13 protein-coding genes are annotated in these 22,843 nt (G+C 43.7%); 3 read left to right on the top strand and 10 right to left on the bottom strand.

Translation table 11 applies throughout. The annotated features are described in order from the left end of the window. Nucleotides 1-366 precede the first annotated feature (366 nt). Nucleotides 367-4,650 (top strand): hypothetical protein, encoded by a 4,284-nt coding sequence (locus BLQ81_RS15740; protein WP_139183650.1) that lies wholly within the window; start codon nucleotides 367-369, stop codon nucleotides 4,648-4,650. 658 nt (nucleotides 4,651-5,308) lie between these two features. Here BLQ81_RS15740 and BLQ81_RS22965 read toward each other — a convergent pair. The 5 genes from BLQ81_RS22965 to BLQ81_RS15675 form a co-directional block, all read right to left on the bottom strand. Next, nucleotides 5,309-10,588 (bottom strand): T9SS type A sorting domain-containing protein, encoded by a 5,280-nt coding sequence (locus tag BLQ81_RS22965; protein ID WP_139183649.1) that lies wholly within the window; start codon nucleotides 10,586-10,588, stop codon nucleotides 5,309-5,311. Between the two features lie 635 nt (nucleotides 10,589-11,223). Next, on the bottom strand, nucleotides 11,224-13,053 hold the full coding sequence (gene rho, locus BLQ81_RS15695) for a transcription termination factor Rho (RefSeq protein ID WP_092731814.1): 1,830 nt from the start codon (nucleotides 13,051-13,053) through the stop codon (nucleotides 11,224-11,226). Nucleotides 13,054-13,257: 204 nt separating this feature from the next. Next, complete coding sequence (gene recO / locus BLQ81_RS15690) at nucleotides 13,258-13,947, bottom strand: DNA repair protein RecO (RefSeq protein WP_092731811.1); 690 nt, start codon at nucleotides 13,945-13,947, stop codon at nucleotides 13,258-13,260. Between the two features lie 459 nt (nucleotides 13,948-14,406). Continuing rightward, nucleotides 14,407-14,991 (bottom strand): thymidine kinase, encoded by a 585-nt coding sequence (locus BLQ81_RS15680; RefSeq protein ID WP_092731804.1) that lies wholly within the window; start codon nucleotides 14,989-14,991, stop codon nucleotides 14,407-14,409. 2 nt (nucleotides 14,992-14,993) lie between these two features. After that, on the bottom strand, nucleotides 14,994-15,320 hold the full coding sequence (locus tag BLQ81_RS15675) for a 2Fe-2S iron-sulfur cluster-binding protein (RefSeq protein ID WP_092731903.1): 327 nt from the start codon (nucleotides 15,318-15,320) through the stop codon (nucleotides 14,994-14,996). A 33-nt stretch (nucleotides 15,321-15,353) separates the two neighbouring features. Between BLQ81_RS15675 and BLQ81_RS15670 the strand changes: the two genes are divergently transcribed. Further along, entirely contained in the window at nucleotides 15,354-16,469 is a 1,116-nt protein-coding gene (locus tag BLQ81_RS15670; RefSeq protein ID WP_092731801.1) for a hypothetical protein, read from the top strand. Nucleotides 16,470-16,583: 114 nt separating this feature from the next. On the opposite strand, the gene rodA is transcribed toward BLQ81_RS15670, so the two are convergent. From rodA to BLQ81_RS15645, 5 genes are read right to left on the bottom strand one after another with little or no spacing between them, the layout of a single operon-like run. Then, a complete protein-coding gene (gene rodA / locus BLQ81_RS15665) occupies nucleotides 16,584-17,858 on the bottom strand; it encodes a rod shape-determining protein RodA (protein ID WP_092731798.1) in 1,275 nt (424 codons plus the stop codon). Next, the gene (gene mrdA, locus BLQ81_RS15660) at nucleotides 17,858-19,660 is read right to left on the bottom strand and encodes a penicillin-binding protein 2 (protein WP_092731795.1); all 1,803 of its coding nucleotides are present in this window, start codon (nucleotides 19,658-19,660) and stop codon (nucleotides 17,858-17,860) included. Before mrdA ends, rodA begins: the two co-directional genes overlap by 1 nt. Then, a complete protein-coding gene (locus tag BLQ81_RS15655; RefSeq protein ID WP_092731792.1) occupies nucleotides 19,657-20,181 on the bottom strand; it encodes a rod shape-determining protein MreD in 525 nt (174 codons plus the stop codon). Before BLQ81_RS15655 ends, mrdA begins: the two co-directional genes overlap by 4 nt. After that, nucleotides 20,171-21,010 (bottom strand): rod shape-determining protein MreC, encoded by an 840-nt coding sequence (mreC, locus tag BLQ81_RS15650; RefSeq protein WP_092731789.1) that lies wholly within the window; start codon nucleotides 21,008-21,010, stop codon nucleotides 20,171-20,173. Before mreC ends, BLQ81_RS15655 begins: the two co-directional genes overlap by 11 nt. Before the next feature lie 7 nt (nucleotides 21,011-21,017). Next, nucleotides 21,018-22,046 (bottom strand): rod shape-determining protein, encoded by a 1,029-nt coding sequence (locus tag BLQ81_RS15645; RefSeq protein ID WP_092731786.1) that lies wholly within the window; start codon nucleotides 22,044-22,046, stop codon nucleotides 21,018-21,020. 319 nt (nucleotides 22,047-22,365) lie between these two features. On the opposite strand from BLQ81_RS15645, the gene BLQ81_RS15640 reads away from it, so the two are divergent. Beyond that, the gene (locus BLQ81_RS15640; protein ID WP_092731900.1) at nucleotides 22,366-22,839 is read left to right on the top strand and encodes a ribosome maturation factor RimP; all 474 of its coding nucleotides are present in this window, start codon (nucleotides 22,366-22,368) and stop codon (nucleotides 22,837-22,839) included. Nucleotides 22,840-22,843 lie beyond the last annotated feature (4 nt).

The following is a 22,843-nucleotide window of genomic DNA, read 5'->3' as shown; positions in this document are numbered from 1 at the left end:
TTAGAGGATTTTCTGCTAAAGTGTAGAAACAAGTTCTAAACAGATTAAAAGTGCCACATCTTGTAGGATGTTGAAACTGGCAGACATGCCCTCCTGTCTCGGGGGTGAGGATCCTGTCCCGGTAACTATCGGGATCGGGACTGGATAAAGCGTAATTCTACCGGACTACTGCCTAACTGCCTCGTGGAGGTTCGAATCCTTCTCCTACAGCAATACCCAAAAGCAATGCATAGCATTGCTTTTGGTGTTTTTGGGCTTTTTTTATACTATCTTTTCAGCGCTTAAGATTACTTGACTTTTATGGAACCTGGGAAAAGGGAGAAATATTTTACCCATCCTATTCGAAAAAAAATAATTCGCTGGGGGATGATAGGAGTGCTTTCCCTGCTTTTTTTGGAATTTGTTGTCTATTTCGGATCCAATCTTTTTCTCTCAAAATTTGCCCAACGGAAAATCAATGAAGCCACGGGGAATATTTATGAGATTGATTTCAATCGATTTAGTTTTTCGCTCCTGAGAAGAGGGTTTTTCATGGATGGGATAGTCATGAGACCTATCAATCCTGAAATCAGAAGAGAAGATCAGACACTTTTTGATATGAGGTTGGATCAGATTGCCTTCACTGGCCTTTGGTATAATTTCCGTGAAAGAAGATTCACAATTGGCAAAATCTACATTGACAACCCGAATATCGTTCTTGATTTACCTCCAAATACTGATACACAAGAGCAGAAAAATACGGATCCATCAAAGGGGAATATGAAAAAAGTGTCTCCGATTAAGGCACTGGAAGAAGAAATCAAAAAAACCGTAAAAAGAGCCAATCTTACTGGCCTGATGATTGAAGAAGTTGAAATTGATCATGCAAACATTTTCTTTTTCAACTTCCTAAGCCAAGGCGCACTTCAGGCTGAAAACACCTCCTTGATCGTTCGGGGCATTGACTTTTCCACTCAAAAGGAATGGAAAACTCCATTCAATGCCAAAGGATTTGAGTTTGATCTGGATCAAGTTACTTTTCCCTTGCCCGACGGGGTACATATCATTCGTGCGGAGCGTGTGAGGGTTTCTTCCCTGAATAATTTGATCGATATCCAAAATATCATTCTGACTCCCGACAAAAGCAAGGAGAGTATGGCCTATTACCAAGTAGCACTGGATCAGTTGCGCGTCGGTAACGTGGACCTCAACAAGGCGTTCATGACTTCGGTATTGAATATTGACGAATTAATTCTGGACTATCCGGACTTTAAAGTAGAGTATAATCCCAGGGCAAAGTCCGACAGTGCAGCCTCAGGTGATCTGAATGATTTCATCAGAGGCAGCCTAGAATCTGTTCTGATCAAAGAGTTATCGGTCAACAAAGGGAGGTTTATCAGGTCGGAGGTAAATGATACCCTGAAAAACCGCATTGAGTTTGATGAGTTGGATTTCAAAATGATTCAATTCTACCTCGGTGAGGATTCAATCCGGCGCAAAAATCAATTTTTCTACGGGAAAGATGCGGCAATGAACATCAAAGGCAGCCGGGTGTACCTGGGTGATCAGATTCATATTTTACAGGGTGAAGAAGTGAGCTTTTCTTCATTTAAGGATGAGCTGCTCGTTCGCAACTTGACCATAAAACCCAAGATAAGAACCTTCACTTCCCTGAATCCGGAAAATCTTATTCAGGTTGAGTTGACGGAGTTGTCGATAGAGGGCATCAACCTCAGAAAACTATATAATGAGGGGATATTGGTTGCCGATCAAATTCTCGTTTATCGTCCTCAGGTAGAGTTCACGGATCTTATGGATTCCAATTCCCTGGAGAAGGATCAGGTACCTGTTGCAGAGATTATTTCAAGTTTGGTCAGTCGGGTTGAAATCAGAAGGTTCGAGGTGCAGGAAGGATTAATCCAATTTAAAGATGATCGCGGGGAAAGAAGCAATGACATCGGATTCGAAAAATTCAGTATTCGTCTGGAGGATTTGACACTGTTTGATGCGCCAGAATTGCCGCTTTCTGATAAATTGTCAATCGGTGAAATCTACCTTTCCCTTGATCAGTATCGATTGAAATTGAGAGATAACCTGCACTCCATTTTGGCGGATAAACTGGTAGTGGACTCTAAAAGGCAACTTCTTGAAGTAGTTAACCTGACCATTCGCCCCGAAAATCAGGAACAGATTCAGGCTTCCTTGGACACCTATGGGCAAACTGCCGCAATTGATTTTTTTGTGCCTGTTTTCCGGGCCGAAGGCATTGATATCAAGTCGGCTTTTTATGATGAAAAACTCTTCGTAAGACAGATATTTCTTCCGGGACCTGTTTTCACGATTTCCAACTACAGAGAAAAAGCCAGATCCATCGAAACACCCGAGTCACCGGATGAGGTCAAAAATCTGCTTTTGGGCTATTTTAAGGTCATTCAAATTGACTCCCTCAGCTTGGATAATGCTCAGATCAAGTATCAAAGTTTGGTAGAAAATAAGCGTTCTGTTTTTGAAGAGGATAATTTTTCGCTTAACCTGAAAAACGTCATTCTCGATCAGGATGCCTTGATCAAAGAGAATAAAACATTGTTTTCAGATGAAATTGACCTTGTCTTCAACAATTATTCCTTCAGCCTTGCCGGAGGAAAGTACGAAGTATCCACGGACAAGCTGCAATACAATTCAAAAACGAAGTCGATTGAAATCAAAGATTTAGAGTTGGTACCCAATGAACAAGCCGCCGGAAGAATTCAATTGGGACTGCAATTTCCAAAGGTGGGTTTTAAAGGGCTTGATATAGAAGAGTTCTTTTTCGAAAACAAACTTGATTTGGACAAACTCGAAATAGATCAAGGGGCCATTGAAATAGGAATTGATCGGAAGGTTGCCTCAAAATCATCCACTATCCAAGGAAAAAATCTCAAAAAAAGAACCCTGGATGAGATAGTAATTGATACCATTCAGGCTAAAAACGCGACCGTATCAATCAACTATCAAGTGAACGAATCGGTGCTGAACTCCATAGAAACGGGGTTTGAATTGATGATTCGTGAGTTTCGATTGGACTCAACCATTACCACCAGAAAAAATGTGGAGGAAATGTACAAGGAAGTCAATCTGAAGCTCAACGCGTTTAAGTTTGCGCTGCCTGACAGTGTGCATACCTTAGGTTTTTCTCAAGTGGCCATCGGGACACTTGGAGATGAGATTACTTTTTCGGATTTCTACATGACTCCGAAAGACCAATTCGGAAAGCCTGGAAATCCGGTTTTAGATGCCAAAATTGACCGTTTGATTTTAAGAAACAATCAGATTGCTGAGATACAAGAGACAGGGATCTTTGACCTGAGGGATATTCGAATGGTAAATCCCAAAGTTCATTTGTATCTGGATTCTGTCAAAATGGACAAAAAAGCCAGTTCACCAGGGAGATTAAAATCCGCAACGGCACTGGTCCAATCCATCTTGTTGGGCGACGTTCATCTTGAAAACGGTGAGCTTACGATTCATAAGAAAGGGAAAGGGCCGATTCCACGAATGGATTTTCAGGGAATAGCAGTGGATGTGGAAGGATTGAATATTAATCTATTGGATCAAAATCAGTCCCTCGATCTAAAAAAACTGGCAGAAGTAAATTCCCGCTTTGGCTTTAAAAATTACTCCATTTTCACACCTGACAGTCTCTACAAAGTAGATATTGGAAGTGTTGACTACAGCGATCAAAGTCTGTTGTTAGAAAAGATTTACTATCGCCCTGTAGATGGGAACTATGCCTTATTACGAAAACTTCCTTATCAAGCAGATGCCGTTACGGCGCGAATTGACGCGCTTAGACTCAATCGGATAGATCTTCAAAGTTATTTGGAGTCCAATATATTCAAGGCAAATGAACTGATCATTGAAAGACCTCAGGTGGACCTGTTTAGAGACAAAAGATACCCGATCGACAGTGCTGCGCTGAAGCCCATGCCCCAGTTTTTGTTGGAGCACGCCGGTATTAACGCGGACTTGGATTCCCTTATCCTAAAGGATGGTATGGTGAGGTATTTTGAATTTGCCCAAAAGGGAATGGTCCCCGGTATGCTGGAATTCGGTCGTATCAACGCTAATATGGCACCTTTTTATCTGCGAAAACCGGAACAGGAGTATCCGGCTGATCGCCTGCAATTGAATATGGAGGCCTATCTGATGAATACGGCTAAACTTAACCTGAATGCAGTGCTGTATTTTACAGGGAAGTATCCCATGGATGTCAGCGCGAGTGTGGACAAATTTGCCTTTAGCGAGGTGAATGATTTCCTGTCCAAAACCTTGTTTGTGAAAGCATTGGATGGTACCGTGACGGATGGTAATTGGCAGTTTAGACTGACAGACGATGAAGCAATTGGTGAAATGGAATTCGCCTATACGAACTTGAAAATCCAGTTTTTAGACTCACTAACTTTAGAACAGGGCCTGGGTAAACTCAAGATTTTCACCTTTGGAGCCAACCTTTTTGCCAGAAATAATAATCCACGGGGCCTTTCTTCCAAAGTGGTTTCACGAAGGATATATCAAGAGCGAGACAAGCGTAAGTTCGTTTTTAACGCTTGGTGGAAAGCAACCTTCAGCGGATTGAAGGGTACCTTTGGATTAGGCAGAGCTAAAGTCCCGAAGGGTAGGGAGGAGGAATAGAGATTTTTTCACCGCGGTGAACTCTATGTTTTTTTACCACTAAGGACTCGGAGAAAAGGAGGTTGAGGGATCAGTCCTTGAATTTGTCTTTTTAATAGTCGGTCATTTGACCTTATTCAAGTTCACAAAGAATATACGCTTCGCTTATTGGTCGTTATTGCTTGGCTTGGGGAGGAAGGAAAGGAGTAGTATTTTCAATCCAATTTCAATGAAGTAATTCGTACATCTCCAAAGTTTTTGCGGGTTTTTTTAACCACCAAGATCGCAAAGGGACGCAAAGAAATTTCACCACGGAGGCCACAGAAAAAAAAGAGTTTAGGAACTTATTTCTCTGAGGAAGGGCTTTTTTTGAAAAAATTGTTTTCCCGCTGATCAGCGCTGAAAAACTCGCTGAATTTCGCGGATTTTCTATGTGCCTTTTGACCATTTTGGCAAAACCAAAAAGCTTTAGCAACGGTTAGCGCAAGTCTTTCGACTTGTGTGCCTACGATACTGCAGTCTTCAGACTGCCAGAAAAGAAATGATCTCACTAGCAGTCAGGAGACTGCATCATTAATGGTCCAAGTCTGAAGACTTGAATCAACGATAGGGAAGGGCCAAAATATAAAAGGCCATGGTATGTACCACAGCCCTTCAAGTTTTTTTAATTATAAAAGTTTTACTTTTTGATCAGTTTAAGCTGTTCCGATTGACTGCCCCAAATCAGTTGAACGATATACATTCCCGGTCTGGCATTTTCCAGATGGGAGTTAACCACGTTGGATACTGCATCCGGGGATGAGACAGAATAGGAAGAGAAGATTCCTCGAATGTCGGAAATTCTCACTTGGATAGTTCCATCGGTGTAGCCCGTATTATCGATCATTGCCACCGTCACCGGTGCTTTCAAATCACTTGGATTTGGATAACTTATCCATGCTGTGTTTCCTTTGATAGGATTGACCTGAATGGAACGAGTCACGCTGTATTCAGAAGTCCCGCTGAGATTTACCTGCTTCAATCGATAAAAGATATTACCTCCTGCTGCAGGAAGATTGGAGTCTGTGAAGGAATAATCAACCGGAGCATCGGAATTACCTGCGCCATTTACTTCACCGATTTTTGTCCAAGTTTTGATGTCATTCACCGCACGCTCAATTTCGAAATGGGAGTTTTCCCATTCTTTGGTTGTGGCCCATTTTAGCTCGCCAGATCGGTTTTGAGGATCGTATTTGGCGGTAAAGTCTTGGTATTCGACGCTGAGGATACGGAATACATCGTAATAAATGTAAACTACACCATTTCCGCCTCTACCTCCTCCGGCTATTCCTGCTCCACCACCTGAGCCAGTCAAATCTACACCTTGAAGTCCTATTGAACCGGCATTATCCTGAGCTCCGTCACCTCCGATTTTCACCCCTACTGCCCTTCCTCCCTCACCGTTGAATTTGTTTGCACCGTTAAAATTGTTTCCGATACCGCCTCCGCCTCCACCATAATTTATTAATAAACTTCCTATTGAAAATTGCAGTCCATTTCCACCATTTCCTCCTTTTCCTTGTCCGGCACCGGCACCTTGTCCATTTTGGCCCAAAGAACCAATACCGCCACCGCCTCCTCCTGCATGTGCTCCACCGCCGGATGCGTCTCCTCTTCCTCCGGCAGATCCAACTGATCCATTTCCGTTCCCCCCATTAAAATTAGTTGCTGGGGTAGGTATTGCAGCTCCACCACCTCCTGATGCCCCGTTCATTCCTAGTCCATTTCCTCCTGATCCACCGCCTCCACCGCCTTCTGCAAAAACAGATCTTGTAGAGCCATCTATTATACCAGTGATTGAAGATGTTCCTCCTAGGCCTCCTTTGGTATTTAAGGCTGTAGCGCCTAAACCTCCTTGACCCACTGTAATTTGGAATTGAGTATTTGCTGGGAATCCAATAGGACTAGTAGTGGAGAAAGTCGAGTTATGCACAAGTTGACCTGCACCTCCGCCACCGCTACCAGATCCAAAGCCACCACCACCACCGGCACCGCCTACCGTGGTTTGAAATCGGGTTAGTCCTTCAGGTGCTGTCCATGTTGTATTGCATGTAAATCGGATAATTGCAGTCCCGGTTACTGATCCGTCGTCGATAACTGTAAAGCATGGGCCAATCGGAGGCAATGGAAAAGAAATTAATACTAATCCGTTTCCTCCTCTTCCACCACTACTGTTTCCTTTGGAACCACCACCACCACCACCGGGAGCTAAACCTGGCTTTCCTGTATCATTACCTGATCCCGAACCTCCGGGACCTCCGGCTCCTCCTGTAGCTCCGCCTCCATTTCCACCAGTTCCGCCGTTTCCTGTTTGACCATTTCCTCCTCCAGCAGTATTTCCCCATCCTAAACTAGTAAGGCTTGGTAAAGCTGGATTGTGTGTTCCTGGTGTGGGACCGGAAGCTCCTGCTCCCCCTTTTGCATAGACAAGGCTATTACTAATTGCATTTGGAGGACTTGAATCTCTAGTAGCCCAACTGTCACCTCCAGATGTTTGTGCATTTCCTCCTTGACCAATGAAAATTCCAATTGGCTCACCAGGAACAACTGAAAGAGTTCGAACAGAATAACCGCCACCACCACCTCCGGCACCATTAGTATTATTCCCACCACCACCACCACCACCCCAAACCTTAATAGTAATTTCAAAAATACCTGCAGGTACGAAATAAGTGCCTGATGTGGTAAAGGTAGCGGCCTTGATACCGAAAAAAGTAACATTATTCTCACTTAATGGGACATAACATTGATCGGTAGCTTTCTTGATTCCAGTGATTGTAAGGCTTGTAAGGTCTTCTGAATTAATTGGTCCTGCAATAAATACAGCTCGACCGTTATTGAATGTCACTGTTCGGGTTCCGGAACCGGCATTCGACAGACCTAATGTATAATTAAGTTCAAATGATGAGCCATTAGGAAAAAGTAACGGATTTCCTTCAATGGTTATTGTTGCCGAACCACCTGTGCTTGACGGAGAAACTGAGGAAATAGAGGTCAGTTTAAACTCAGGCTGTACATCAATAAATCCAGTTGCAGCCACAGTTCCGCAACCTCCGGTAAGTGGAATACTATAAGGATAGATTCCCGGAGCAACAGATGCTCCTATAGTACCACTGATTGTAATGGTATTTCCACTGAAGCCTGCATTTAGTCCTGTTGGAAGTCCTGTTGGTGTTCCGATTCCTGTGGCTAAGGTTGTGGTATGGTTAAATGAGGTAAAGGAATTAGCCGGTAGCGCATTTCTATCAATAAAACAGGAACTTGGATTAGGATTTGAGGAAGGAGTGACAGTGCTTCTTTGAACAGTAATTGTATTAGATGTAGCTGGTGTTGTCGCTCCGCAATTATTTACATCATTATAGTTGACTGATACAGACTTATCCCCTGGTGTAAGCCATCTAATTACTAAAGTGTTGCTTCCGTTGCCTCCCGACGTGATGGTGTAATCAGTTCCGGCTACACCTGGTATCGTCCAGACATACGCCGATTGACTTGCTTGCGTAGTGTAGGTTAAGTCTGTCTCAACACATGGAGTACCACTCGGCTGAAAAGTGAAACTCACTACTGGTAAAGGATTGACCAGAAATGCTCCTGAAACCGCACTAGTGGCAGTTGTTCCGCAAGTTGCTGAGGTAACCAATACATAATAATAGGTTGTTCCAACTGTACTTGAAGGAGGGGTATAGGTACTGGAAGTAGCTCCTGTAATTGCAGAACCTGTTGAGTTGTTATTGGCTGCGTTGCTATACCATTGGTAAGTTAATCCTTGACCAGGAGCTACTGAGATTGGAGAAAAGGCCACATTTTGACAGCGTATTTGGCCAGTAGGGCTGAGGTTTGGAGTGAGGATGGCTGCTTGGGCATTGACAGTTATAGTACCTGTAGCATTTACTGTTCCGCAGCCCCCTGTTAGAGGAATGGAATAGGAGAAAACCCCTGAAACGGAAGGCGTGCCACTGATGGTGATCGTATTAGCTGCCCATGAAGCGGTGACTCCCGTCGGTAAACCTGTTGCTGCACCGATTCCTGTCGCTCCGGTAGTGGTGTGGCTTATGGTCGGAGAAAGCGGAGTGTTTATGCAAAGGGTAGGAGAGGATGAAGATGCCCCGACTGTATTGTTTGGAGTGACTGTAATTGTACCTGTCGCTGATATTGCTGGTCCGCATCCCAAAACTGGTATGGAATAATTGAATGGGCCAGAAGCTGTGGGTGTTCCTGAAATAGTTATAGTTTGAGTGGAAACATTGAAAGCAGCAGTAACTCCTGCGGGTAAATTGGTTGCTGGGCCTATACCCGTTGCATTTGTTGTGGTATGGGTAATAGCGGTCATGAGGCTATTAATGCAGGGCGTAGGAGCAGAAGAAGCAGGTCCTACTGTTTTATCAGGATTGACAGTAATAGTTCCTGTGGCTGAAACATTCGGTCCACAGCTTACGCCAGTCAAGGGTATAGAATAATTAAAAGTACCAGAGGCAGTAGGTGTGCCGCTAATCGTAAGGGTATTCCCGCTAAGGCTTGCTGTCACTCCGGGTGGCAGGTTTGCTGGAGCTCCGATTCCGGTGATGGACGTTGTCGTATGAGTAATTGAAGTAAGTGGTGAATTAATACACAGTGCTGGAGTAGAAGATGCAGCAGAAACAGCCTTGTTTGGTGTTACTGTTATTGTGCCAGTAGCGAAAACAGCTGGTCCACAGCCCTGTACAGGAATTGAATAATTAAAAGTGCCGGAAGCAGTGGGAGTTCCTGAAATAGTAATCGTATTGGCAGCCCAAACGGCAGAAACTCCTGCGGGTAAGCCATTCGCACCAGCTACTCCATTATCTATTATACCAGTAGCATTTGCCGTGCTGTGTGTAATATTAGGGCTTAGTCCAGTATTTACGCAAAGAGTAGGAGGAACCGAGGCAGCTCCAACAGTTTTATTGGCAGTTACAGTTATTGTACCAGTAGCAGGGAGTTGATTAGTAGTACAGCCACCGGTCATCGGGATGGAATAATTAAATGTTCCTGAAACAGTGGGAGTACCAGAGATGGTGATGGTATTTGAAGCCCAGGTAGCGGTAACTCCGGCAGGAAGGCCATTTGCTCCTGCTACTCCATTATTGGCTATCCCAGTTGCTCTTGAAGTGGTGTGTGTGATTGGTGTAAGTGCAGTATTGATACAGACTGTCTGATTTGGTACAGCAGATGTGGATGTGTTTGCAGGAGTAGTTGTGGTAATTATAACTTGGCCGTTTCCACCATTTCCCCCTTCTGGATTTCCCGATGTTCTAACTGCCCCTCCTCCTCCTCCTCCAGGAGAAGTTCCAATAAAGCCATTACCATTTCCACTTCTTCCATTTCCACCATTTCCACCCCCAGATGGAGCACTCGCGCCTGTTACACTTGTTGCATTATTACCATTTGCTCCAGTTCCCGCAGAAGATCCACCACCGCCGCCATCAGTTACTCCGTTTGCTCCACTTCCTCCAATAAATCTGTCCGTTCCCGTCCCCAGTCCCCCTCCAGCCGCTCCATTTGTTCCGTTAGCGGGTACTGAGGCTCCACCTAAAGCACGAACAATTGCGGCCCCCTCATTATTAGTGAGTGAGAACCAAGAATTTCCACCCGGATTAGTGTTATTGGTACTACCTGTCGCAACATTAAAAAAATAAGTTTGACCTGGAGTAACAGCGATAGTACTTCTTGAGTATCCACCACCGCCCCCACCGCCATAGGAGCCAGCAGAATTTGTTCCTCCTCCTTTCCCTCCCCCGCCCCAGGTTTCAACAGTTATTGAAGTTACTCCTGCTGGGACGGTCCAAGTTGCGGTTCCTGGAGAAGTAAATGCAGGTAGTGTATTTGTACACTGCCCAAATGCCTCCCAGCCCGTCAAAACGAGAAACGCAAAAAATAACGTTTTAAGTAAATTTCCCTTCATAGGCTCACACTGCTGAGAATATGTCTTTCAAACCAGTAAAAATGTATTTCAAAATTACACCTGAATCTTGATATTTCAAATCATTTCATAGCTTTTGATTGAACTTCAAGGAATTACGATAGTTCGTTTAGTAAGTGCTTTCAGGCAGTAATTTTCTTTCCCTTATGACTGATACTTTATAATCGATTGGACTTAGGGTTAGTTTTTTTCTTTTTTCTCAAAAACCTAAGACTCTTTTTTGTATATAAAATGCATTTTAAAGAGGTAAAGAAATATTCTTTCAGTTACACTTCAATATAGCCTTGAAATTTACTGTTTGGAAAGAATAAAACAAATTTTATTTTATTTTTATTAAAAAAGTTACATTTTGGATGATAATAAAAACAACTTTAGGAATTCCCTTTTCTTAGGTTTTTGTAAGAATTTTAGAATCTTGGTGATAAGTATTGGCAATTTTAGAAGGGATTGAATTGATAAAACCTTCCTGATACACCTACCAAAAGGTTGGGTATTTTAAACTCCAAACTGAAGTCTATTTTATGATTTGTTGGCTTTCTGACCTTTGGACTAATTACAAAAAAAATAACCCCGACTTTTCCAGCCGGGGTTAGTATTTTCTTTTTGGGACAGGAGTTTTACCCGTTCATACTGATCAAAAACTCAGCATTGTCTCGGGTACCTTTCATTCGGTTGAGAAGGAATTCCATAGACTCCTGTGAGTTCATATCGCTCATCAGCTTTCTCAGAATCCATACACGCTGCATTTCTTCTTTGTCCATGAGTAGATCCTCTCTTCGAGTACCAGATCCCAAGACATCAATAGCAGGATAGATTCTTCTGTTGGCCAATTTACGGTCAAGGGCAAGTTCCATGTTGCCGGTTCCTTTGAATTCTTCAAAGATAACCTCATCCATCTTGGAACCCGTTTCTACCAGGGCAGTTGCGATGATGGTCAATGAACCTCCATTCTCTACATTTCTTGCCGCGCCGAAGAAGCGCTTTGGTTTGTGAAGTGCATTGGCATCTACACCACCGGAAAGGATCTTACCGGAGCTTGGCACCACGGTATTGTGCGCACGGGCGAGACGAGTGATGGAGTCCAAAAGGATCACCACGTCATGACCTACTTCTACCATTCGCTTGGCTTTTTCCAAAACGATGTTGGAAACTTTCACGTGACGGTCGGCAGTCTCATCAAATGTCGAGGAAATCACTTCTGCATTTACCGAGCGAGCCATGTCCGTAACTTCTTCCGGACGTTCGTCGATTAATAAAATCATCAGGTGAACTTCCGGGTGATTTTTAGTGATCGCATTGGCGATCTGCTGAAGCAATACTGTCTTGCCTGTCTTTGGTTGTGCCACGATCATCCCACGCTGACCTTTTCCGATAGGAGCAAAGAGATCAAGAATACGCGTTGAGTACCCGTCTGCTTTGGTAGAAAGGTTTAATCTTTCCTCAGGAAAAAGCGGGGTGAGGTATTCAAATGGAACCCGGTCACGAATTTCATCTGTGGTCTTACCGTTGACAGTTTCGATTTTCAGAAGCGCAAAATATTTTTCGCCTTCTTTAGGTGGACGGATGGAGCCTTTGATATGATCACCGGTTTTCAGTCCAAAAAGTTTCACCTGACTCGGGGAAACATAAATATCATCCGGAGAAGCCAGGTAGTTGTAATCCAATGAGCGGAGGAAACCGTATCCTTCCTGCATCATCTCCAAGACACCTTCGTTGTCGATCACGCCGTCAAATTCACGAGGGCTTACAAAAGACTTTTTGCGATTGGGATTGTGGACGGTTTCGGCTGCAGGAGCCAGGATTTCATCCGGCGATCTGAAATTTTTCCGCTTTGGTAGCTCAATTTCAGTTTCTTGTTTCACATAATTTCCTGAAGGAGGCGTAGCGACTTCAGTTGTTTCTGTTGTGTTACCACTGACTTCTACTTCTTCAAAGGCTCTTCTTCGTGGCCTGAACGTTTTTGGTTCCTCACCTGCCGGAGCTTCTTTGCGCTCAGGTTGCAGTTCTTTTCTTTCCGGTGCCGGACGCGGTTCTCTCTTTTCAAAGCTTGGTCGCTCTTCCCGCTTTTGTTTCCACTCCGGCTTAGCAGGCTTGGGCTCTGCAGGGATTTCAGACTGAAAGGGAGCAGGTTTTTCCGTTTCTGGAGTAGTGGGGATTTCAGTGACGTTTTGTCTTCTGAACTTTGTCTTGAACTCAGACGCTTCTCCAGCGGGTGGTAAGCTAGGGGCGGGGGACTCGATGGGTTTTTTTGCTTCGGCGGATGAAGTTTCCACGGCAGATGGCTTTTTCTTGGGAAGGGCCTGCTCTGGGGTGATGGCCTGCTGGTCTAGAATTGCATAGACTAATTCGTCTTTCTTGAGGCTTTTGAAGTTTTTCACTCCTAGCTCCTCCGCAATCTCCTTCAATTCAGATAAAAGCCTGATTCGGAGTTCTTCTATGTTATACATAAAGAGTGTATGAAATAAATAAGATATTGTAAAATGTGCTATTTGGGAACGTGTCTGATTTTCTGAGCAAAAAAGGTCTGCAGGAAAAGCTCAAGTCAAAGCGGGCTGACTTGTTCTTACACGGTGATGGCACAATATTAACCGATGCTTTTGGATTTAACAAATTTTTTGTTTGATGTTATAGTTTTTTGAAAGTCAGGCCCTTCACTCCATTACCTGTCTGATCACCGCAAGTGATTTGAAAGCACTGGGATTTTCCATCTGTTGGGCATAGAAGTCGAGTAGGTGATCAAGAAGTTTTCTCCGGATAATTACGGGAATTTTGTGGGTACAATGATACTTTTCTTCCAAAAGGTTTTGCAGGTATTCCAAGGTGACCGGAAGCTCCTGATTTGTAAAAGGTTGCTTGTCTGATTCCAAAATAAAGCCTTCGGCCTCTTCCGGAGCAATACCAAGAAACTTCGCCTTTTCGATCAAAAACACCAAGGGGTAATGGGAGAGAAGTGTTTCACCCTGATCCAGAATGACAACGCTTTCGGAAAGAAAATCAAAGAGGGATTCATTCTGATAGTTTTCATAAATACTGCGATTGATCACTTCGGTCATGAAAAGTGCGATACTTGTTCGGGAAAAATCAAACGGAATCCGCTGATGAGCTCGTTGGAGCCTGGCTTCCGAAATTCGCTGCAACCCGGAATTCTCTTTGTTATACACCACTAAGTCCAGCAAAGTCAGCGGTTGATAAAGTGCCATTTTGGAGCCTTTCCCCATGCTTCTTACCCCATTGATCAGGTAAGACTTAAGACCCAGTTCACGGGTAAAAATCTTCACAATAATGCTCGTGTCCTTGTATCGGATCGAACTGAGCACTAATCCTGAAGTTTTACGGATCATTGGATTGAAGGGATAAGATTTGAAATTTGAGATTTGAAATTCAACATTGGGAATCGGACATCGGTCTCTTTCTCCCGTGTGCCTTTTTTACCGCAAAGTTCAGGGAGTTTTTTAAGGAAGACTTTGGGTTACCTCCTTAAGGACTTTTTGGTTTTTGAGTTGTAGTTGGCTTTTTTCAAGGGGACAGAGGCTAAAAGCCTCGCTTTTTTTGGACCTCTTCACTATTTACCTCTTACTATTTACGACTTACAATTCTTTCCTCTACTTCGGTCTCCCGTCTTGACACTTGATACCAGATACCAGGTTCCGGGTATCGACTCCGCTCGGCCTGACCCAACTGTCTGCACACCACTGTCCATTAACCATTTCAGCCCACGTTCATTTCTGGCTGCACTCTTAATTTTCCAATCTTTCAATTTTTCAATTTTCCAATAAAACTCACCCGACATCGGTCATCCATCACTTCTTATCCTCAAAAAAACACCTGCGACATCTGGCCTCATAGCTTTCCTTTTCCCCTAGTACCACTTTCTCTTTTGCTTCCGAAAGCCTTAAAGAAAAAGCTGCCAAATCCCCGCATTTCATACAGATCGCGCGAACTTTGGTGACATATTCAGCGATTGCCATCAACCTCGGCATGGGCTCAAAGGGCTTTCCTTCAAAATCCATATCCAAACCTGCCATAATCACCCGTTTCCCTTTATTGGCCAGCAGCTGCCCTACCCGGACAATTTCTTCATCGAAAAACTGTGCCTCATCTATTCCCACCACATCACAATCCCCCGCCAACAGTAAAATGTCTCCTGCGAAATTGACCGGAGTGGAACGGATGCTGTTTTCGTTGTGGGACACGACATCCAAGTCATGATAGCGTTTGTCCACAGAGGGTTTGAAGATTTCTACCTTGAGTCGGGCTAATCGCGCCCGATTCAGTCTTCGGATCAATTCTTCTGTTTTCCCGGAAAACATGGAGCCACAAATCACCTCGATCTGTCCCTTTCGATCGGTTTGTCTACGGCTGTTTAGGGAAGGTTCTATAAACATTATTACCTAGTATAATCTATATGAGGAAATTTATTGACATCAGCGACACGGATGATAAGCTCGTCTTTCAGAAGTTGACTTTGACAGGAAAGCCGCTCGTTTGATCTGAGTTGATTTTGGCTTCTGTAAAATAGCTCCCGTTCAGTTTCTGGACTTAAATTTTCCATTCCGCGCACCACGATCATTTTACAGGTGGTGCAGCGCCCTTTTTTCCCGCAGGCATGCATCCAATCCGTACCGTTTTCATGAATAATTTCGATAACTTTACGATTAGTGTCCTCCGAATGAATACTAAGATTTCTCAGGTTTTCAATGACTATTCGGGGCATTTCTACGTTTGCATTTGAAAACAAGACCTACTCATGACAGTTCAAATTAACAGCAATTATTTAGAAAATTATTCTCGTGAATATGCACAGCTAGTTTGTGAACGATTTTTCTCAGGCCGACAATTTATTACGGGCCAAGAAATCATTCAGTTGACGAGCAGTACACAGGTCAATTTTTTTATTATCAAACGTCTTTTTGAACTTTGGCAGGAAGAATTAGCCAAGCTAAAAAGCAGTCCTTACTTTGATTACCGGGATATAGGAGTACACGATGCTTTGACTCAATTTATGAATGTGCTATCCCGCAGGATCAAGGTGGAGCGTTCTAATTTGGAACCAATGGTCAAAACCGCCGTCGCCCAGGCTATCCAGGTAGCCACAGATCCAGTCTCCTTCTATCAAAAAGAAATCAACAAAGCGCCTCAGGGAAAGATTAATGATTTTCTCAGGGAAAATAAGAAGTACTACAAATGGCATGATAGGGTGATTCTGTTTTTGATTGACAAAACGGGGTTCGGTCATGATTCGGATTCCTATCTGAGAGCGATTGCCGCCAACTACCAAGTGGTCAGGGATTCCCTGGAATCGGTCAACCTTTTACTGGCCACCTTGGGAGATATCAAAGCTTTCGATTCTGACCTGTATTTAGGAGCAGGAGAATATGAATCTGCTTCTGTTCCCGAACCTATCATCAAAGCTGAGACCGCAGACGGATCCTTTTTTGACACGGTAGATAAAAGTGAGCCTGTTCGAGAAGCCACCCTTCCTGTCCATGAAACTTTGCCCGAAAAAGAAGTGTCAACATATTTACAGGTAGAAAAAACCACAATCACAAGCAATGGCACCCAACTCAATGCATCAAAGTTGAAAGCATATTTTGCAACCGAGACCTATAAAGGAATGAAAGGGATCATGGGAGAACTTTCTGAAAGCCTTGCCCTCAATCAGCGGTTTATGTTTACCAAAGAGCTTTTTGACGGAAATGCTGATTTGCTCCGACATGCCCTCAAGGCGATTGATGAAGCAGGATCTTTTGATTCAGCAGTTGACTTAATCAACTCAAGGTTTGTGTCAGAGTTGGGCTGGCAAGCGGAATCGGATGCGGTGCGGGAATTTATGCAGCTGGTCTACAGAAAACATTCAGATTAAACCTAAAAAAAGGAGCGGTTGAGACTGCTCCTTTTTTTTTAGATTGATGCCATCTTCCCAATTGCCTCGCTGCAAAAGACGCCCGGATTGTGTCTCCACGTATCGAATTCAGGATTATCCCAACCTTCCCAATTGAGTGGCTCTGGACGAGTCCATTTTGATAAAAATGAACAAAAGCACAGTAAATGACCAAAGTGAGGAACCTCCGTAGCTGAAAAAGGGTAGTGGAATCCCCACCACAGGGAATAAGCCAATAGTCATTGCGATATTGATCATAAAGTGGAAAAGTAAGATGGAGACCACGCAATAGCCATAAATTCTGGTAAATCTTGTCTTTTGTCGTTCGGCCATAATGATTAGGCGATACAAGAGTCCGGTGAAAAGACTGATCACCACCAAGCTTCCTATCCATCCAAATTCTTCACCAAGTGTGCAAAAAATAAAATCTGTATGTTGCTCCGGTACAAAATCAAATTTTGTCTGGGTTCCTTCTAAATAACCTTTCCCTAATAATCCACCTGATCCGATTGCAATCTTTGATTGAGTCACGTTCCAGCCTACACCCAATGGATCCAAATTGGGGTTGAAGAGTACCATGATTCGATTTTGCTGATGTGGAGGGAGTTTGGACACCACAAAATCCAAGGAATAGATGTAGGCGATCAATCCCAATCCGATCAGGGAGAAAGCTAAAATTCGCTGCCAGGTCCTTTTTCCAAGAAAAATTAAAATAAGGGTAATTGCTATAACTGCTCCAGCTAAGTACAGATTGTTTTCCACTCCTAAAGCCAATAGGGTGACTGCAATCATCCCGATGCCCAAGACAAAATAACCGGAAGGAAGTCCTTCGCGATAAAACATCAGCAACATGGCAAAATATACCATAGCGGTACCCGTGTCAGGTTGCAGAATAATCAGAATTACAGGAAGCAAGAGAACCCCAAAGGCAATCAGCTGATAGTTCTTTTTCGAAAGGTCAAAAGTCGGTCGCTCCATAACTTTTGCCAAAGCGAGCGCCGTTGCAAATTTAGCAAATTCCCCTGGCTGAATCCGGAAGCTTCCAAATCCAATGGAGAGCGTTTGCCCATTTACTTCCTTGCCTATAAATGGAGTGAGGATGAGGAGAACCATAAATATCAGGTAAATAACCAAAGATAGATTCTCAAAAAACCGGGAATCTGCCACCATGATAATGGTAATCAACACAATGGCTGTCCCAATCCAAACTAACTGGATACCCGAATTGATGGAAACATCAAAAATGCTTTTTTCGACTTGGCTATCATAAACAGCGGCATAAATATTAAACCAGCCAATGGTCACCAATGCGAAATAAATCGACACAGCGATCCAGTCTACCCGGTTGATTTGTATGTCAGCTTCCCGCATCAGTAGATAAAGTTTCCGGCTAAAACATAGTCCTGAAGCGCAGGACGCGTGATGGTACCTTTCAGGTATTTTTCAATCATCAGCGAGGCGGTACTTGCAGCTGCTCTACCACCCCATCCGGCATTTTCCACATACACTACAATGGCAATCTTTGGATTGTCCTTTGGCGCAAAAGCAATGAAAACCGAGTGATCCTCACCATGCGGGTTTTGAGCGGTTCCTGTTTTTCCGGCAATAACCAAATCTTTCAGCACCGCACGGTTTGCTGTACCATAGAGGGCCTCAGCCATTGCATCCTGAATGAGATCAAAATGTTTGGCATCGATGCCTACTTCATTTTTGATCTGATATCTCGCAGGAATCAAAGTAGGATCACCGTTTATTTCTTTGATTAGGTGAGGGGTGTAATAAAAGCCTTTATTCGCAAAAATAGCCGCAAGATTTGCCATCTGTAGCGGGGTGACCAGCATTTCTCCCTGACCAATGGAAAGCGAGTAAATGGTCGAATACTTCCAACGGCCTACTCCATACACTCGGTCGTATAGCTTACTCGATGGAATGGAGCCGCCTTTTTCATTGGTCATGTCTACTCCGAGCGTTCCTCCGAGTCCAAATTTCATCACACTTTCCCTCCATTCATCAAGTCCGATCTGTGTGTCTTTGAAGGTGTTGCTGGAGACTTCCCGATTGATAATCTGACGAAAAGCCTGATGGTAGTATGGATTGCAGGAGTTTCGGATGGCCCCAAAGAGATTGACAGGGTTTGGGTGATTGTGGCAGGCCACCAGGGATCTGTTGCAGGCGAAAGTGGTTTCGGGAAACAAGATGCCTTTTTGTAAACCGACCAAACTTTGCACAATTTTGAAAATGGATCCCGGAGGGTATGTCGCCATAATCGGGCGGTTGAAAAGGGGCTTGATCGGATCATTGTTTAGCTTCCGGTAGTTTTTTGAAAAGTCAGCTCCTGTCAAGTTGTTAGGATCATAAAATGGAGCTGAGATCATCGCCAAGATTTCTCCTGTTCCGGGTTCAATAGCCACCACAGACCCAGTTTTACCAGCCATCAACATTTCGCCATAGAGTTGAAGTTCCATGTCGATAGTGGAGGTGATGTTCTTTCCGGCAACGGATGCGGTATCGTACTCTCCATCCTTGAAGGGTCCTTTGTCCACACCACGGACATTGACCATTTTGTATTTGACCCCTTTTTTTCCTCGGAGTTCGTTTTCATAATACCGCTCCATACCGCTCAATCCCACATAGTCACCCTGTGAATAGTATTTCAGGGTATCCCGCTCGAGTTGCGTAGAACTGATTTCACCGATGTAACCCAAGGCATGACCTGCAGTGGCATTCGGATAAGACCGGACGGCACGGGTCATGATGAATAGTCCCGGATAGTCAACCAAAAAATCCTGAATTCTGGCAAAATCTCTCGTGGAGATTTGCTTGATAAATGTGGATGGTTTTACTGAGGAATATTTTCTTGCCGATGTGTAAGATTCGATCAGTTGCTCTTTGGAAATTTTGAAAAGTTCGCAAAAACGTGTGGTGTCGCCTACTTTAAATTCCTTGGGCACAATCATGACATCAAAGATCGGATTGTTGAAGACCAAAAGCTTCCCGTTTCGGTCATAGACAAGTCCACGGTAGGGATGGTCCACGATTCGCTGTATGGCGTTGCTTTCAGCCCGTTTCATAAAGCTGTCGTCCACGACTTGAATCATGAAAAGTCTGATAAGCAGGATTATGCTCACCAGAAAAATAAAGATGAGTATGACTACAGGTCTTTGGTCTTTCATCGGATTCCCCGTCTGCGTTTAAAGAACAGGAGTTGTACAAGTATAGCCAAAAGGCAAGTGAAAATCGAGGAAAAAAAGCTTTTGTTTAGCACACCTAAAAAGCCACTTGTGCCCCACTGATCCGCCACGAAAAACACCATGGAATATGCAAAAACCAGTGGAAATGAATAGCTCAGAAACCAGACCAAACCCATTTCGTTAAGCGATGGCTCTTCCGTATCCACATACCCCCCAGTCGGACTGATCGCCCTCAGCCAAATCGATCGGGTAAATGCCAAAAAGGTCGCAGCGGCGGTATGCATACCTATTGTTTCGTAAAAGACATCGAGGAAAAAGCCCAATGCAAATGCAATGAGCAACAGTGGCACAGTTTTAACCGAAACGGGTAAAATCAAAATGCCCAAAAGATAAATGAAGACAAAGGCAATTCCGAAAAGCGCCAGATTTTTTAAAAACAAAACCTGAATCACTCCCAAGAAGAGAATCAGCAGAAGGTAGGAAATCAGATTTCTAATATTCATTACTTATCTCAGATTGGCGGTGAAGCGAATCCAGTTCTGTGAATAGCGTATTTTCAACGAGGTAAACATAATTTACTTTGCTGAAATCAGTACTTAATTTGACAGTAAGGGAAAGGTAATTGGGGTTCTTTTCATCCGGGGAAATTTTGGAAATAACTCCGATCAAAATTCCTTCCGGAAACACTGCATTAAACCCGGAAGTAACAACGGTATCTCCTTCTACTGCTTTCACGTGCCTTGGCACGAAAAGTAAACGCGCTTCTGAGGCGCTTTTTCCATCCCATTGCACTGATCCAAAGACATCCGAGGATTTAATTTTTGAAGAAACCAATAATCCTGTATTCAGCAGGGAAAATGCCACAGAATAATTTTCGGAAACAGATTTTACACGCCCAACTACCCCTTCCGGATTGAAGATCCCCATTCCGGGTTTGATACCATGTTTGGATCCTTTATTTAAGGTTAGATAATTCTGAGAAAATCTCAAAGAATTGCCAATCACCCTCCCTCCTTTGAATTGATAAGTAGCGGCTAAAGCAGAATCCAGCTTAATGGAAATGCTATCCGGCTTGATCTGCAGTAGCCGAAGCTGTTGTAGGATTTCGGCGTTTTCGGAAGTCAATGCTTCATTTGCCTCGGCAAGTGAAAAAAACTGGATTACGTCAGCCTGTTTCTTCAGCACAGAGCCTATCAAAACACTGGAACTGTTGAAGAAAGCTGCACCCTGTGGAGAATTATTGGAGACAATCATCCAGATTGCCAACACCTCAAGAAAAACGAAAAGAATAAATGCCCTTATTCGATAAAGGAACTGTAGGATGCGTAGCATTCAGTGTTTAAGTCATCAGGACGGTTCGGAAGTTTTGAATATTTTTCAGGGCTGTACCTGTACCTCGTACCACTGCTCTCAGCGGGTCTTCGGCGATGTGAATAGGCAGCTTGGTTTTTTGGTGTAGTCTTTTGTCAAGACCTTTCAAAAGTGCTCCTCCACCTGTAAGATGAATTCCATTGTCATAGATATCAGCAGAAAGCTCAGGCGGAGCGATCTCCAAGGCCTTTAAAACTGCCTCTTCTATTTTTGAGACTGATTTGTCCAGCGCAAAAGCAATTTCGGAATAGGAAACCTTAATGACTTTGGGAATACCGGTCATTAAGTCACGTCCGCGTATTTCGTAGTCATCCGGTGCATCATCCAACTCAGTCAGTGCCGAACCGATCGCGATTTTTACTTTTTCGGCAGATCGCTCACCGATCAGCAAGTTGTGCTGACGGCGCATGTAATCTAAAATATCTTTGGTGAAAGTGTCGCCTGCAACTCGGATAGACTGATCTGCGACAATTCCCGAAAGGGCGATCAAGGCAATCTCTGTCGTACCACCTCCAATATCCACAATCATGGAACCCATCGGTTTTTCGATATCAATTCCAATACCGATTGCCGCGGCAATCGGTTCATAGATCATATACACTTCTTTGGCTCCCGCATGCTCTGCAGAGTCACGAACCGCTCTTTTTTCTACTTCTGTGATTCCGGAAGGAATACAGATGACCATTCGGTGCGATTGAGGAAACAACCCCTTCTTCTGTCCGGGGATCATTTTGATTAATCCACGGATCATCTGCTCGGCTGCATAAAAATCAGCAATCACCCCGTCCTTAAGCGGACGGATAGTCTTGATGTTTTCATGGGTCTTCTCGTGCATGTTCATGGCCTCTCGGCCCACAGCAAGTACCCGGTTGTTTGTCTTATCGATAGCGATGATGGATGGTTCATCCACGACAATTTTATCTTTATGTATGATGAGGGTATTTGCAGTACCCAAATCAATGGCTATATCACTAGAGAAAAAATCAAATAATCCCATTTTGTGCTGATTGATTGGCTTTGTGTTGGAGTTTGGTGTTTAAGGTAGTACCTAGGTACCGTTTTTAAACGCGGGTCGGCAAAATTATTATCTTAAATCGATAAAACTCAGATAAAGAAGTTTTTTTTGTTGTCTGGGGGCAAATGATTTAGTGATTGGCACAATCAAAAGTTTTTTTGGGGTTTTCACACTATTTTTTTCTGCTCGATTTGGATTAGAGGCTCCTGCTTTGCATTTCGGATTTCTTTATATTACTTTTGCACTGTATTCGAAAGTTTCTGGAGGGGACAACAAGTCCCCTCTTTCATTATTCAAACGTATGACTGAGCTTAGAAAAGCAATCGGAGAGTTGGTTGAAAAGCATCTTCCAGATGAGACGCACTTTGTTGTGGAGGTCAAATTGGAAGAAAATGCCGGTAAAACCAAGATATTGATTCTAATTGATGCAGATCAGGGAGTCACTATCCAAGCTTGTGCCAAACTAAGCCGTGCCGTGTCTGGAGAATTGGAAGAAAATGAAATGATCGGAGAAGCCTACGTGATTGAAGTTTCTTCCCCCGGCCTTGACTTCCCTCTAAGCAGTGCAAGGCAATATCAAAAAAATATAGGACGCGAGCTGAAGTTGACGCTGAACTCCGGGATCGATGTCTTGGGCCAACTGCTCGAAATAGACGCCACTGGGGTAAAGTTATTGGTTAAGAAGAAAGAAAAAGGGAAAAAAGCTACCGAAGAAGAGCTTCATCTTCCTTTTGCTGAAATCAAAAAATCTATCGTACAAGTATCTTTTAAATAACTCA

The organism is Algoriphagus alkaliphilus, assembly GCF_900103735.1.
Classification (GTDB): Bacteria; Bacteroidota; Bacteroidia; order Cytophagales; family Cyclobacteriaceae; genus Algoriphagus; species Algoriphagus alkaliphilus.
The sequence above is the reverse complement of the archived record's forward strand: the minus strand, read 5'-3'. Positions and strand labels throughout refer to the sequence as shown.